This is a genomic window from Streptomyces klenkii (assembly GCF_003626645.1).
Lineage (GTDB): Bacteria > Actinomycetota > Actinomycetes > Streptomycetales > Streptomycetaceae > Streptomyces > Streptomyces klenkii.
The window spans coordinates 246,083-259,643 of the sequence record NZ_RBAM01000009.1 but is presented as its reverse complement, the minus strand read 5'-3'; the positions used below and the strand labels follow the sequence as shown (position 1 = coordinate 259,643).

The window sequence follows — 13,561 nt, the reverse complement described above, 5'->3', positions numbered from 1 at the left end:
GGGAGGTTCAGGATAAAATTCCTGTATGCCAGTTTTCGGGAGTCTGAAACGGGCACCCGCACCTGCGACGGGCTCGGCGGAGCAGATCGAGCCGTGCCACTGCGTATGCACCCTGGCGCACCACGGCATGCTGCACATCTGCTCGGACGAGGCCTATCCGGACCTGGCCCTGACCCTCCGGGTCCCCGCCCTGGGCAGCGTGTCGTTCCCCGTGTGCGAGGCCTGCTACGACGCGGCGTCGCCGCGCTGGCACCACCGCGCATAAACCCGTTTACACGGGCCGGAGTTGACGTACCGTTCAGGAATGACCGAACACGTTGACCTCTCCGAGTTCAGTGCCCGGCACGGCGGCCTTCCCGGGCTCCGGGGCTTCCTCGCGCGGCCTCCGGGGGACGGGCCGCGGCCGGGGGTGGTCGTCCTCTTCGAGGCGTCGGGCGCGGACGCGGTCAACAAGAGGCTCAACAAGCGGATGGCCGAGGCGGGGTACCTGGCGCTGATGCCCGACCTCTACCACGGCCGCTCCCCGTACCGCTGCCTGGTGCCGACGATGCGGTCCGCCCTCTCCGGCCGCGGCCGGGTGTACGGCGACATCGAGGCGGCCCGGCAGTGGCTGCTGGCCGACCCCGGCTGCACGGGCAAGGTCGGGGTGATCGGCTTCTGCATGGGCGGCGGCTTCGCCCTCGTACTGGCCGGGCAGGGGCGGTTCGACGCGGCGGCGGCCAACTACGGCCGGGCGCCCTCGGACGCGGACGCGGCGATGAAGGGCGCGTGCCCGGTGATCGCCAGCTACGGCGCCAAGGACCGGGCCTTCCGCGGCTACGCGGCCACGGTCAGGACGGCGCTGGAGCGCGCCGGCGTCGAGCACGACGTCAAGCTCTACCCGGATGCCGGGCACTCATTCTTCAACGAGGCCGACAACGTGCCGCCCGTGCTGCGGCCGGTCATGCGCGCCGTCATGGGCATCGGGCCCGAGCCGGCTGCCGCGGCGGACGCCTGGCAGCGGATCGAGGCGTTCTTCGGCAAGCACTTGGCCGCGGACCCGGCCTAGGGACGGGGCCGGGTGGACCGGGCCCGGCCAGGGCGCGCTCCTGGCCGGGCCGGACCTACGGCGTGGTGCTGCGGTGGTCCAGCGTGGGTCAGTGCCCGGCGCGGGCAGCCCTCTCCGGGGCCGGCGTCGTCTTGCAGGCGATGTCCGTGCCGATGGAGTTGACGCCGTCCTTCTTGGCCTGGCCGCCCTGGTACTCGTAGTACAGGTAGGTGTAGAACTCGATGCGCCGGCTCGGGCCGCACGCCGAGTCCGCGGCGACGGTGTACTTCAGGGTCACGGTGCGGCTGGCGCCGGGGAGGACCGGCACGTTGTAGTTCATCGAGCCGCTCTGCTTGCCCGTGACGTCACAGCGGGTCACGTCACCCGTGCAGGAGGCGAACGCGTACTTGAGCGCGGGGTCCTGCGAGGTGTTCCACGTCGGCTGGATCGACTGGTACACGAACTGGGTGTTCGTGGTCTGGTCGTTGGTGAACTTGAGGGTGATCGTGACCGTGTCGCCCGGCGAGGCGGACGCCTTGTCGGACGTGACCGTCATCGGCGGGGTGTCCGCGGCGGAGGCCGACGGGGCCATGCCCATCAGGGCGACGACAGAGGCGAGGGTGGCGGACAGCCCGAGGCGTCCGAACGTGTGTCTGCGCATGGCGAGGGAGACTAGACAGACACCGCGCGTCCTGACTGCACCACGGGTAGAGGATTGGCCATGGTTTGAGCGGCCGCCGGGCCCTCCTGGCCAGGTACAGGCCGGGAGGCGGCGGTTCCGCCAGTGACGTAGTTGGCCGGGAAGTACCCCCGGGGCGGGTGTGACAGGGGGGTCGGCTGGCCGACTCACGCTGCCGGAAGGCCCCGTATCGGCCAGGGGCGAATCCGTCCGCGGGGAGAGACGCCACGGCGGGGCCGGATGGTTCCCGGTGCGCGGGAAGGTTTTCTCATCCAGCACTTACGATGCTGAATCATGGAACTCCGACACCTTGAGCACTTCGTGGCGGTCGCCGAGGAGCAGCACTTCACGCACGCGGCCGAGCGGCTGCGCGTCGCCCAGTCCGGGGTGTCGGCCTCGGTCCGGGCGCTGGAGCGGGAGCTGGGCGCCGAGCTGTTCTTCCGTACGACGCGGCGGGTGGGGCTCACGGACGCCGGGCGGGCGCTGCTGGTGGAGGCGCGCCGGACGCTGGCCTGCGCCGCGGCCGCCCGGGAGGCCGTCGCCGCGGTGCAGGGGCTGATGGGCGGCACGCTGGCGGTGGGCACCGAGCAGTGCATGGGCACGGTCGACGCCGCCGCGCTGCTGGCCTCCTTCCACGCGCGCCACCCGCAGGTGGAGGTGCACATGGAGCAGGCGGGTTCCGGGCGGCTGCTGGAGCAGGTGCGGCGCGGGGAGCTCGACGTGGCGTTCGTGGTGCACGAGGGGCTGCACGAGGGCGTGCGGCTGCGGCGGGTCGCGGAGGAGCCGCTGATGCTGCTCTGCCGGGCGGACCACCCGCTGGCGGGGACCGGCGGGCCGGTGCCCGCGGCGCGGCTGGCCGGCGAGGTGTTCGTGGACCTCCACCCGGACTGGGGCGCGCGCCGGGCCGCGGACCTCGCGTTCGCCGACGCGGGCGTGGCGCGGAAGGTCGCCCTCCAGGTCAACGACGTCTACACGCTGCTCGACCTGGTCTCGCGCGGCCTGGGCGCGGCGGTCGTGCCGCGCCCGGTGACGCTCAAGGAGCAGGCGCGCGGGCTCAGCTCCGTACCGCTGGCGGGGCCCACGCGGTGGAAGGTGGCCGTGGCCGTGCCGGCGGCGGGTCAGCCGGCGGCCGCCGCCCGGGCCCTGCTGGCCATGATCGATCAACAGGATGATTGATCGTCAGGACTGCTGAATGTGATCGGGAAGGGATGTTGGACACCGCACGGATTCGCGCGCAGAGTGGAGGACGGTCCGACGCAGAGATCCGACCACCGAGAAAGGCAGCACCCCCATGGCGCAAGAAGTACGCGGTGTCATCGCCCGAGGCAAGGGCGATCCGGTACGGGTCGAGACGATCCTCGTCCCGGATCCCGGGCCGGGCGAGGCCGTCGTGAAGATCCAGGCGTGCGGGGTGTGCCACACCGATCTGCACTACCGGGAAGGCGGAATCAACGACGAGTTCCCGTTCCTCCTCGGCCACGAGGCCGCGGGTGTGGTCGAGTCGGTCGGTGACGGAGTGACCGAAGTGGCTCCGGGCGACTTCGTCATCCTCAACTGGCGCGCCGTGTGCGGGCAGTGCCGGGCATGTCTGCGCGGCCGCCCGTGGTACTGCTTCAACACGCACAACGCCAAGCAGAAGATGACGCTGACCGACGGCACGGAGCTCTCGCCCGCGCTGGGCATCGGGGCCTTCGCCGAGAAGACCCTGGTGGCCGCCGGGCAGTGCACCAAGGTCGACCCGGCCGCGTCGCCGGCCGCCGCCGGGCTGCTGGGCTGCGGCGTGATGGCCGGCCTGGGCGCCGCGATCAACACCGGCGCCGTGGGCCGGGGCGACTCCGTCGCGGTCATCGGCTGCGGCGGCGTCGGCAACGCCGCGGTCGCCGGAGCCCGGCTGGCCGGCGCCGCGAAGATCATCGCGGTGGACCTCTCCGACGCCAAGCTGGAGCAGGCCAAGGGCCTGGGCGCCACCCACACCGTCAACTCCTCCTCGGTCGACGCCGTCGAGGCGATCCGCTCGCTGACCGGCGGCTTCGGCGCCGACGTCGTCATCGACGCGGTCGGCCGCCCGGAGACCTACCGCCAGGCGTTCTACGCCCGCGACCTGGCCGGGACCGTGGTCATGGTGGGCGTGCCCACCCCGGAGATGAAGCTGGAGCTGCCGCTGCTGGACGTCTTCGGGCGCGGCGGCGCGCTGAAGTCGTCGTGGTACGGCGACTGCCTGCCCTCCCGCGACTTCCCCATGCTGATCGACCTCTACCTCCAGGGCCGCCTCGACCTCGACGCGTTCGTCAGCGAGACCATCGCGCTGGACGACGTCGAAGAGGCCTTCCACCGGATGGAGAAGGGCGAGGTGCTGCGCTCGGTGGTGCTGCTGTGACCGCCCGCATCGAACACCTCGTCACGTCGGGCCTGTTCGCGCTCGACGGCGGCGTCTGGGACGTCGAGAACAACGTGTGGCTCGTGGGCGACGATGAGGAGGTCCTCGTCATCGATGCCGCCCACGACGCGGACGCGATCGAGAAGGCCGTCGGCGGCCGCCGGCTGACCGCGATCGTCTGCACCCACGCGCACAACGACCACATCGACGCCGCACCGGAACTCGCGACGCGCACGGGCGCGCCCGTGCTCCTCCACCCGGCCGACCGCGAACTGTGGGAGCAGACCCACCCCGGCACGGCCCCCGACGGGGAGCTGGCGGACGGCCAGGTGCTGACCGTCGCGGGCACCGCGCTGACGGTGCTGCACACGCCCGGCCACTCCCCGGGCGGCGTCTGCCTGTACGCGCCGGAGCTCGGCACGGTGTTCACCGGCGACACCCTCTTCCACGGCGGACCGGGCGCGACCGGCCGGTCCTTCTCCGACTTCCCGACCATCGTCGACTCGATCCGGGAACGGCTGCTGTCGCTGCCGGCCGAGACCGTGGTGCGCACGGGGCACGGGGAGAACACGACGGTCGGCGGCGAGGCGCCCGCCCTGCCGGAGTGGATCGCGCGCGGGCACTGAGGCGGACACTGCGGGCATTGAGGCGGACCTCCCGGCGTAGGCCCCGGAGTAAGCCCCGGAGTAGGTCGGAAGCCTCATGACATCCCGCAGGACGGCCACTTATGGTCGATACCGGGCACCGGTCGTTCTCACCATCCGGGTGGGAGCGGGGCCGGTGTCCGGGAGATGCCTGTGGAGGCATTGATCGTGTCAGTCGAGCTGAATCACACCATCGTTCATTCCCGGGACAAGCGGGAGTCCGCCGAGTTCCTGGCGCACATCCTGGGCCTGGAGGTCGCACCGGAGATGGGGCCGTTCGTCCCCGTCGTCACCGGCAACGGCGTCGCACTGGACTTCGCCACCAGCGACCAGCCCGGGAACATCGTCCCGCAGCATTACGCGTTCCTGGTGCCGGAGGAGTCCTTCGACGGCATCTTCGCGCGGATCAAGGACGCCGGGCTGCCCTACTGGGCCGATCCGTACCGCACCCGCCCGGACGAGATCAACCACAACGACGGCGGGCGCGGCGTCTACTTCCCCGACCCCTCCGGCCACTACCTCGAGGTGCTCACCCGCCCGTACGGCAGCGGTTCGTAGGACCGCGTGAGCGGCAGGGGCCCCGGACCGGCGCGGTCCGGGGCCCCTGCCGTTCCCGGTCAGCGCAGGGCGTAGCCGCCGTCCGGGTAGAGCGTCGAGCCGGTCATGAACGTGTTCGTGAAGAGGAAGAGCACCGCGTCGGCGACCTCGCCCTCGGTGCCGGGCCGGCGCAGCAGCGCGTCCCGCCCGTACTGCCCGAAGCTCGCCTCGCGCACCTCGGCCGGGCGCTGCGCCCACAGGTTGCCGTCGACCGTGCCGGGCGAGACGACGTTGACGCGTACGGGCGCGAGCTCCACGGCGAGCCCGCGCCCGAGCCCCTCGATCGCCGCGTTGCAAGCCACGTAGGCGGGCGCGGCGGCCGGCGGACGGACGCTCGCCGCCCCGGACATCAGCACGACCGAGGCGTCCGCGGTCAGCTTCGGAGCCGCGTGCTTGACCGCGTGGTACTGACCCCAGAACTTCGACACGAACGGGCTCTCGGCCTCACTGTCGGTCAGCTCCCGCATGGGGCCGACCTGGTAGGAGGCGGCGGGCGTGAACAGGTGGTCGATGCGGTCGATGCCGCCGAAGAACGCGGCCAGCGACTCCTTGTCGGTGGTGTCGACCACGCCCCAGCGCGCCCGCTCTCCCAGCTCGTCCGCGGCGGCCGCCAGCTTCTCCGGGTTCCGCCCGCCGATCACGACACGCGCGCCGCCGGCGACGGCACGCCGCGCGACCTCCAGTCCGATGCCCGAACCTCCGCCGACGACAACGACGTCGCGGCCGGTGAGCGGGGTGGCGGGGGCGGGAGCGGGAGCGGGAGACGGGTGGTCAGTCATGCGGTTCGCCTTTCGGTGGTACGCGGACTCTGCCCGTCCGAACCCCGCCGTTGATCATTTCATTCCGGTGGTGGCACTCCGGTTCCCGTGGCAGCCCTTAGGGGTGGCTGCATGATGAAAACCCTTTTCGAGCGGGGCGCCTCGCGAGACCCTGCGCTCGGGCCCCCAAGCCCTCAGGGACTGTCGAACAGGGGAAACACGTGAATCCACGCAAGCGAATCTCCGTGCTCGTGACGGCGCTCGCCGCCGCCTTCGCCCTGGCCGCGCCCGGTGCCGGGGCTGCCGAACCGCGGTCCCGGGCGGAGGCGGCCCCGGTGAAGGCGGCCGTGGGCGTCGGCCCGTTCCAGGTCAGGAACGAGGGCACGGGCCGCTGCATGGGCTTCCCGGCCGGTGACGACCGCACACGGGTGTGGAACTGCACCACGGAGGCGTACCAGCTCTGGGACCTGGTCGCCGACGGCCGGGGCCGGTACCACATGGTGACCCGCAGAGACGGCCGCTGCCTCGCGGGCTACGCGCAGGGCCCGAGCGGCTGGGCGACCTGGCTGTCGACCTGCGACTCCTCCTTCTCCAACGTCGACCAGCTCTGGTACGTCGATCCGGCGACCCAGTCCGGTCCCGCGCGCATCGCGAACCTCTTCGGCCGCGTCCTCGAACCCGACCGCGGCTGGGGCGGCGCGAACGAGTCGCCGGTCGTGACCAACGACAACCAGGGCCTGCCGAACCAGAAGTGGACCCTCAAGTACATCCGGTGAGGACCGTCCGTCCAGCCGATCCCACCTGAAGCGAACGGGTGTACTGCGGCGCCGGCGCGTTAGCCGGCGCGGGGAACGGGGACCTCGTGACGGTGCCGGCGGGAGAAGCAGGGAAGGCGAGGCGCCGTGGAGCCACCGGAGACCACCTCCACCGTGACCCTGCGGGTCAATGGTGTGCAGCACAGCCTGGACCTCGATCACCGGACGACCGTGCTCGACGCGCTGCGTGAGCACCTGGGGCTGACCGGGGCCAAGAAGGGGTGCGACCACGCGCAGTGCGGGGCGTGCACGGTGCTGGTCGACGGGCGGCGCACGAACAGCTGTCTGCTGCTGGCCGTCGCGCACGACGGTGCGGAAGTGACGACCGTGGAGGGGCTGGCCGAAGGGGACGCGCTGCATCCGCTCCAGGCGGCGTTCCTGGAGCGGGACGGGTTCCAGTGCGGCTACTGCACGCCGGGCCAGCTCTGTTCCGCGCTGGGGATGATCGCCGAGGCGGGCGCGGGCGCGCCGTCCCTGGTGACACCGCCCGCCGAGGCGGCGCTCTCCCCCGCACCCGTCCCCCTCTCCCCCGAGGAGATCCGCGAGCGGATGAGTGGGAACCTGTGCCGGTGCGGCGCGTACGGGAACATCGTCGCGGCGATCGAGGACGTGACGCGGTGAGGGCGTTCGCGTACGAGCGCGCCGGCGGCGTCGACGAGGCGATCGCGGCCGTCGCGGCCTCGCCCGGCGGGATGTTCCTCGGCGGCGGTACGAACCTGGTGGACCTGATGAAGCTGGGGGTCGCCTCCCCCGGTCTGCTGGTGGACATCGGGCGGCTGCCGCTCACGGAGGTCCGGGAGACGCCGGACGGCGGGCTGCACATCGGCGCGAACGTCCGCAACAGCGACCTCGCCGCCCACCCCGCCGTGCGGTCCCGCTACCCCGCGCTGTCGCAGGCGGTGCTGGCGGGTGCCTCCGGGCAGATCCGCAACACGGCCACCACGGGCGGGAACCTCCTCCAGCGCACCCGCTGCCTGTACTTCCAGGACGTGGCCAAGCCGTGCAACAAGCGGGAGCCGGGCAGCGGCTGCCCCGCCCGCGAGGGCGTCCACCGCGACCTCGCCGTGCTCGGCCACTCGCCGATGTGCGTCGCCACGCACCCCTCCGACATGGCCGTGGCCCTCGCCGCGCTCGACGCGGTCGTGCACCTGCGCGGCCCCGGCGGCGAACGGACCGTTCCGCTCTGCGACTTCCACCGGCTGCCCGGCGACGAGCCGCAGCGCGACACGGTCATCGAGCCCGCCGAGCTCGTCGTGGCCGTCGGGCTGCCGGCACCGCCCGCGGGGCGCTCGGCGTACCGGAAGGCGCGCGACCGCGCCTCGTACGCCTTCGCGCTCGCCTCCGTCGCCGCGGTGCTCGACGTGCGCGCCGGAGTCGTGGAGGAGGTCCGGCTGGCCTTCGGGGGGCTGGCCCACAAGCCGTGGCGGGCGCGGGTGGCGGAGGAGGCGCTGCGCGGCGCCCCGGCCACCGAGGAGTCGTTCGCACGGGCCGCGGAGGCCGAGCTGGCGGCGGCCGAGCCGCTGCGCGAGAACGGCTTCAAGGTGCGGCTGGCCCGCAATCTGGCGGTACGGATGCTCGGCGATCTCGCCGCGCCGGCCGGGGAGGGAAGCGCATCGTGAGCACTCCTGGACCCGTACGCCTCGAAGGGCGCGAGAAGGTCACCGGCACGGCCCGTTACGCCGCCGAGCACATGCCGCCCGGCATGGCGTACGCGTGGCCCGTCCCCGCCGCGGTCCCGCGCGGCCGGGTCGTGGCGATCGACGCCGGGGCGGCGCTGGCCGAGCCCGGCGCCGTGGCCGTCCTGACGCACGAGAACGCGCCGCGCCTGAAGGAGACGGACGACGGCGCCCTGCTGGTGCTCCAGAACGACCGGGTGCCGCACCGCGGCTGGTACGTGGCGCTGGCGGTCGCCGAGACGCCGGAGGCCGCCCGGGCCATGGCGGCAGCGGTGCGCGTGTCGTACGCACCCGAGGAGCACGACGTCGTGCTCACGCCCGGCCACCCGCGCCTCTTCGCCCCCGACGTGGTCAACCCCGGGATCCCGGGCAGCCGGGAGCGGGGCGACTTCGACAGCGCGTACGCGAGCGCGCCCGTGCGCGTCGACGCCACGTACACGATGCGCGCCCTGCACAACCACCCCATGGAGCCGCACGCCACGACGGCCCGCTGGGAGGACGGCCGGCTCGTCGCGTACGACTCCTGCCAGGGCGCGAACGCGGTGCAGGAGGCGCTGGCCGGGCTGTTCGGCATGGACAAGGAGCGGATCACAGTCGTCGCCGAGCACGTGGGCGGCGGCTTCGGCTGCAAGGGCACGCCCCGCCCGCAGGTCGTGCTGGCCGCGATGGCCGCCCGGCACACGAGCCGGCCCGTCCGGCTCGTGCTGCCGCGGGCGCAGCTCGCGGCGATCGTCGGCCACCGGGCGCCGCTCGTGCAGCGGGTGCGGCTCGGGGCGGGCGAGGACGGTGAGATCACTGCGCTCGCGCACGAGGTCACCACGCAGACCTCCACCGTGCGCGAGTTCGTGGAGCAGGCGGCGGCCCCGTCGCGCGCCATGTACGTCTCGCCGAACAGCCGCACCACGCACCGGGTCGTCGCGCTCGACGTCCCGAGCCCGTCGTGGATGCGGGCGCCGGGAGAGGCCCCCGGGATGTTCGCGCTGGAGTGCGCGATGGACGAGCTCGCGTACGCGGCCGGGGTCGACCCGGTCGAGCTGCGGGTGCGCAACGACTCCGCGGCCGAACCGGACAGCGGGAAGCCGTACAGCAGCCGGCACCTCGTGGAGTGCCTGCGCGAGGGGGCGCGCCGCTTCGGCTGGGACACGCGCGATCCGCGGCCGCGCTCGCGCGCCGAGGGGCGGCTGCTCGTCGGCACCGGAGCGGCCTCCTCCTGCTATCCCGTCTTCCACATGCCGTCCTCCGCGGAGGTGCACGTCACCGAGGCCGGCCGCTACCGCGTCCGGATCAACGCCACCGACATCGGCACGGGCGCCCGCACCGTCGTCGCGGTGATCGCGGCCGAGGCGCTCGGCGTGGCCCTCGACCGGGTCGCCATCGAGATCGGCAGCAGCGACCTGCCCGCGGCGTGGCTCGCCGGAGGGTCCGGGGGCACCGGCTCGTGGGGGTGGGCCGTGCACAAGGCCTGCCGCGCGCTGATCGAGATGGTCGAAGGGCGCGGCGGGACGGTACCGCCCGGCGGCCTGACCGCCACGGCCGACACCACCGGCGACATCCCTTCCGATCCGCCGCACGCGATGGCGTCCTTCGGCGCGCAGTTCGCGGAGGTGACGGTCGACACGGACACCGGGGAGGTACGGGTCCGCCGGCTCCTCGGCGTCTTCGCCGCGGGCCGGATCCTCAACGCCCGTACGGCGCGCAGCCAGTTCATCGGCGGGATGACGATGGGGGTGGGCATGGCGCTGCTGGAGGGCAGCACCATGGATCCGCGGTTCGGCGACTTCGCCGAGCGGGACCTCGCCTCGTACCACGTGCCGACGCACGCGGACATCCACGGCATCGAGGCGCACTGGATCGACGAGACCGATCCCGTGCTCAACCCGATGGGGAGCAAGGGCATCGGCGAGATCGGCATCGTCGGCACGGCCGCGGCGGTCGCGAACGCGGTCCACCACGCGACGGGGGTGCGGGTGCGGGACCTGCCGATCACTCCGGAGAAGCTGCTCGGAGGCGGGACCGGGGCCGGCTAGATCGCCGGCCCGGCCGGATCACTTGTCGGCGTGCCCGCCGAGGTAGAACAGCAGCCAGATGAAGCCGGCGAAGAGGTGCGTGATGAACACGTAGACCAGCACCCGCAAGGCGATCTGGCGCTCCGCCCGCTTCTCGCCGTCCATGGGCGAACCTCTTCCTGACCCGACGCGGTGTGCGCTGCGCGCTTGCTGCGCAGGTACGCGATTCTACCCGGCGGGTAGGGCCATGGTTTTACGGAGGGCGAGCGGCAAGCGGCCCGGTCAGCTCGCGCCCTCGCAGGAATCCAGGATTAGGCGGGCCACCGCTTCCGGTTCGCGGAGCGTCGGCAGGTGGTCGCTGTCCCGCAGTCTGATCAGGCGGCAGCCGGGGATGCGGGCCGCCATTTCCTCGTTGCAGCGGATCACCTGGGGCTGGTCCTTCTCGCCGAGGGCCAGCACGCACGGCACGGCCAGTTCGCCGAGCCGGTCGAAGGCGGGTGCGTCCGGCACCTGGTAGGGCTGGTTGGTGAACCACGCGGGGATCGCCGACCGCAGATGGGCCGCGGCCTCCGCGTCGCCGCCGCGGCCCGCGGCGCCGAAAGTCCGCAGGGCGAGGGCCACCAGGCCGTCCATGTCGCCCGCCTCGGCCAGCCTCCCGGCCTCGGCCGTGAAGCCGGACGAGGCGAGCCCCTCGTAGCCCGTCACGCCCGGGACCAGCAGCGCGAGCGCCGCGACCCGCGCGGGGTCGGCCAGCGCGAGGTTCAGGGCGGCGGCCCCGCCCATGCTGGAGGCGGCCAGGGCGACCCGGCCCAGGCCGAAGTGGTCGAGGACCGCCGCCAGGTCCTCCGCCATGGAGTACTTCGCCGTGGGCGCCGGGGACCGCCCGAACCCGCGCACGTCGAAGCGGATCACCCGGTGCCGCTCCACGAGGCGCGGGAGGACCGGGTCCCAGATCCGCGAGTCCCCGACACCGGGGTGCAGCAGCACCAGCGGCAGGCCGCCCGTCCGCGAGCCGCCCCCTTCCCCTTCCGAGTCATCCGCCCAGACCTCACCGTCTCTGACCGCCACCATCTGCTCCATGCGCCAAGTCTGCGGTCCGGTCCGCTCACGGGGCCAGATCCCGGCGCGCCAAGAGGCGGAAGGCCAGGGCGATGCCCGCGGCGCCGGTGCCGGCGAGGACCGCGAACTGGCCCCAGGGGACGGAGCCGTGGGCCAGCACGTCACCCGGTGCGTAGTAGTGGAAGGGGCTGACGTAGCGCAGGGGCGCCGCCTTCGACCAGGCGAGGGCGACGAAGTTGACCGCGAAGCCGACGGCGCCGAAGGCGATGGTCGCTCCGACGACGTGCGCCCGGCTGCGGCCCGCGGCGGAGACAGCCAGCGCGGGCCCGGTCAGGCACAGCGCGAAGCCGAAGCCCAGCAGGCCGGCCGCGAAGACGCCGCCGAGCGGGACGGCGGCGTGCAGGTCCGGCGACAGTGCGACGCCCGCGGCCACGGCGAGCGTCGCGGCCGCGTTGAGCAGCAGGGAGACCAGGACGAGCGCGCCGGTCCGCTCGGCCAGCAGCCGGGCCCGGGACACCGGCCGGACCATGAGCAGCTCGACGGTGCCCGCCTCGACGTCGGAGGCGACCGCGGCGGCGGCCAGCGAGCCGATGGCGGTCAGTTGCAGGGCGATCCAGAAGGGATGGGTGAGCCCGGCGCCCAGCAGGCCGGGGTAGCTGGCGATCGACACGTCGCCGTTCGAGCCGCTGAACGCCTTGAACGCGCCCGGCGGCTTGCGTCCGCCCGCGCCGAAGATCTGTTCCGCCGACACGGTGGTGGCGATCACGACGATGAGGGCCTCGAAGACCACCATGCCGAGGGTGAGGGCGATGATCATCCGGCGGCGGCGGTGCAGGGCCAGCCGCATGAGGGGGAACCCGGCCGGAGAACGGGGACGGAGGCCGGTCATCGCGGCGGCTCCTGCGCGGGCGCGGTGCTGCGGTAGAGGTCGAGGAACGCCTCGTCCAGTCCGGCCTCCTCGACGGTGACGTCGCGCACCGGCAGGGCCAGGAGCTCGCGGAGGGCGGCGACCGTGCGGTCCGGCGGGATCATGAGGACGGCCTGGTCGCCGTGCCAGTCGGGCGACCAGTGGTCGGCTGCGCCGAGGGGCCGCCGGCCGAGGCCGTCGGCGAAGGTCAGCCGCACCTTGCGGGCCCGGGCCTCGCGCAGGGCGGCGACGGTCGCGGTGGTCACCAGGCGGCCGGCCCGGACGATCGCCACCCGCCGGCACGTCCGCTGCACCTCGGGCAGGACGTGGCTGGAGAGCAGGACGGTGCGGCCGGAGCGGCCGAGCTCGGCCAGGAGGGCGTAGAAGGTCTCCTGGACGAGCGGGTCGAGGCCTTCGGTGGGCTCGTCGAGGACGACGAGTTCGGGTTCGTGCTGGAGGGCCTGGACGAGGCCGAGCTTCTGCTTCATGCCGCGCGAGTACTCCCGGACGGTGCGGTCGAGGTCCGCCCCGGTGAGCTCCAGGCGCGCGCACAGCTCCTCCTGGCGGGGCGCGGGGGCGCCTTGCAGCGTCGCGAGCAGCCGCAGGGTCTCGCGGCCGGTCAGCTCGGGGTAGAGCCGCAGCTCCCCCGGGAGGTAGCCGAGGTACGGGGCGAGGCTCAGGTGCTCGGTGACCGGGTCGCGGCCGAGGACGCGGACGCTGCCCTCCGTGGGCCGCAGGAGGCCGACGAGGCAGCGCATGGTGGTGGTCTTGCCCGCGCCGTTGGGCCCGAGGAAGCCGAAGACCTCGCCCTCGGCGACGCTGATGCCGAGGTCTTCGACGCCGACCGTGCGGCCGTAGCGCTTGGTCAGCGAGACGATGTCGATGGCGTTGCCCGTCGGTGTCCCCAAGGCTGTCTCCCGTGCGCGTGCTCTCCTCCAGCTTGGTCCCGCCGGGACCGGGCCGCCAGGGCTCGCGGAAGCGTCCGCGGTGGGGCGAAGCTGGAGGGAGACGCGAGC

Annotated in this window: 16 protein-coding genes; 10 read left to right on the top strand and 6 right to left on the bottom strand. The window is 73.3% G+C overall.

Features of this window, described 5'->3' with window-relative positions; genetic code table 11:
• Positions 1-25 precede the first annotated feature (25 nt).
• Both D7231_RS36245 and D7231_RS22925 read left to right on the top strand, forming a co-directional pair.
• Positions 26-265: a DUF6372 family protein gene (locus D7231_RS36245; RefSeq protein ID WP_147449781.1), complete on the top strand. Its 240-nt coding sequence runs from the start codon at positions 26-28 to the stop codon at positions 263-265.
• A 39-nt stretch (positions 266-304) separates the two neighbouring features.
• Positions 305-1,048, top strand: a complete 744-nt coding sequence (locus D7231_RS22925) for a dienelactone hydrolase family protein (RefSeq protein ID WP_120757386.1) — start codon at positions 305-307, stop codon at positions 1,046-1,048.
• Positions 1,049-1,136: 88 nt separating this feature from the next.
• On the opposite strand, the gene D7231_RS22920 is transcribed toward D7231_RS22925, so the two are convergent.
• Positions 1,137-1,688, bottom strand: coding sequence for a hypothetical protein (locus D7231_RS22920; protein WP_120757385.1), 552 nt, complete (start codon positions 1,686-1,688; stop codon positions 1,137-1,139).
• 312 nt (positions 1,689-2,000) lie between these two features.
• Between D7231_RS22920 and D7231_RS22915 the strand changes: the two genes are divergently transcribed.
• The 4 genes from D7231_RS22915 to D7231_RS22900 all read left to right on the top strand — a co-directional run bounded on the left by D7231_RS22915 (position 2,001) and on the right by D7231_RS22900 (position 5,285).
• Positions 2,001-2,882 (top strand): LysR family transcriptional regulator, encoded by an 882-nt coding sequence (locus D7231_RS22915; protein WP_120757384.1) that lies wholly within the window; start codon positions 2,001-2,003, stop codon positions 2,880-2,882.
• A 115-nt stretch (positions 2,883-2,997) separates the two neighbouring features.
• On the top strand, positions 2,998-4,083 hold the full coding sequence (locus D7231_RS22910; RefSeq protein ID WP_120757383.1) for an S-(hydroxymethyl)mycothiol dehydrogenase: 1,086 nt from the start codon (positions 2,998-3,000) through the stop codon (positions 4,081-4,083).
• Positions 4,080-4,709, top strand: a complete 630-nt coding sequence (locus tag D7231_RS22905; protein WP_120757382.1) for an MBL fold metallo-hydrolase — start codon at positions 4,080-4,082, stop codon at positions 4,707-4,709. Before D7231_RS22910 ends, D7231_RS22905 begins: the two co-directional genes overlap by 4 nt.
• Positions 4,710-4,895: 186 nt before the next feature.
• Complete coding sequence (locus D7231_RS22900; protein ID WP_120757505.1) at positions 4,896-5,285, top strand: VOC family protein; 390 nt, start codon at positions 4,896-4,898, stop codon at positions 5,283-5,285.
• A 59-nt stretch (positions 5,286-5,344) separates the two neighbouring features.
• Here the strand turns inward: D7231_RS22900 and D7231_RS22895 are convergent, their stop codons facing one another.
• Positions 5,345-6,103 carry an SDR family oxidoreductase gene (locus tag D7231_RS22895; RefSeq protein ID WP_120757381.1) on the bottom strand — a complete coding sequence of 253 codons (759 nt, stop codon included), beginning with the start codon at positions 6,101-6,103 and terminating at the stop codon, positions 5,345-5,347.
• 200 nt (positions 6,104-6,303) lie between these two features.
• Here D7231_RS22895 and D7231_RS22890 point away from each other — a divergent pair, with 200 nt between their 5' ends.
• The 4 genes from D7231_RS22890 (at position 6,304) to D7231_RS22875 (ending at position 10,600) form a co-directional block, all read left to right on the top strand.
• A complete protein-coding gene (locus D7231_RS22890) occupies positions 6,304-6,858 on the top strand; it encodes an RICIN domain-containing protein (RefSeq protein ID WP_147449780.1) in 555 nt (184 codons plus the stop codon).
• Positions 6,859-6,984: 126 nt separating this feature from the next.
• A complete protein-coding gene (locus tag D7231_RS22885) occupies positions 6,985-7,518 on the top strand; it encodes a 2Fe-2S iron-sulfur cluster-binding protein (protein ID WP_120757379.1) in 534 nt (177 codons plus the stop codon).
• Positions 7,515-8,516: an FAD binding domain-containing protein gene (locus D7231_RS22880; RefSeq protein WP_120757378.1), complete on the top strand. Its 1,002-nt coding sequence runs from the start codon at positions 7,515-7,517 to the stop codon at positions 8,514-8,516. Before D7231_RS22885 ends, D7231_RS22880 begins: the two co-directional genes overlap by 4 nt.
• Complete coding sequence (locus D7231_RS22875) at positions 8,513-10,600, top strand: xanthine dehydrogenase family protein molybdopterin-binding subunit (RefSeq protein WP_241999865.1); 2,088 nt, start codon at positions 8,513-8,515, stop codon at positions 10,598-10,600. The genes D7231_RS22880 and D7231_RS22875 overlap by 4 nt, the downstream gene beginning before the upstream one ends.
• 18 nt (positions 10,601-10,618) lie before the next feature.
• On the opposite strand, the gene D7231_RS37710 is transcribed toward D7231_RS22875, so the two are convergent.
• The 4 genes from D7231_RS37710 to D7231_RS22860 form a co-directional block, all read right to left on the bottom strand.
• Positions 10,619-10,744 carry a DUF6126 family protein gene (locus tag D7231_RS37710; RefSeq protein ID WP_228774154.1) on the bottom strand — a complete coding sequence of 42 codons (126 nt, stop codon included), beginning with the start codon at positions 10,742-10,744 and terminating at the stop codon, positions 10,619-10,621.
• Between the two features lie 117 nt (positions 10,745-10,861).
• A complete protein-coding gene (locus D7231_RS22870; RefSeq protein WP_120757377.1) occupies positions 10,862-11,659 on the bottom strand; it encodes an alpha/beta fold hydrolase in 798 nt (265 codons plus the stop codon).
• Positions 11,660-11,684: 25 nt separating this feature from the next.
• Positions 11,685-12,527, bottom strand: a complete 843-nt coding sequence (locus D7231_RS22865) for an ABC transporter permease subunit (protein ID WP_120757376.1) — start codon at positions 12,525-12,527, stop codon at positions 11,685-11,687.
• A complete protein-coding gene (locus D7231_RS22860) occupies positions 12,524-13,453 on the bottom strand; it encodes an ABC transporter ATP-binding protein (protein ID WP_120757375.1) in 930 nt (309 codons plus the stop codon). Before D7231_RS22860 ends, D7231_RS22865 begins: the two co-directional genes overlap by 4 nt.
• Positions 13,454-13,561: the final 108 nt, after the last annotated feature.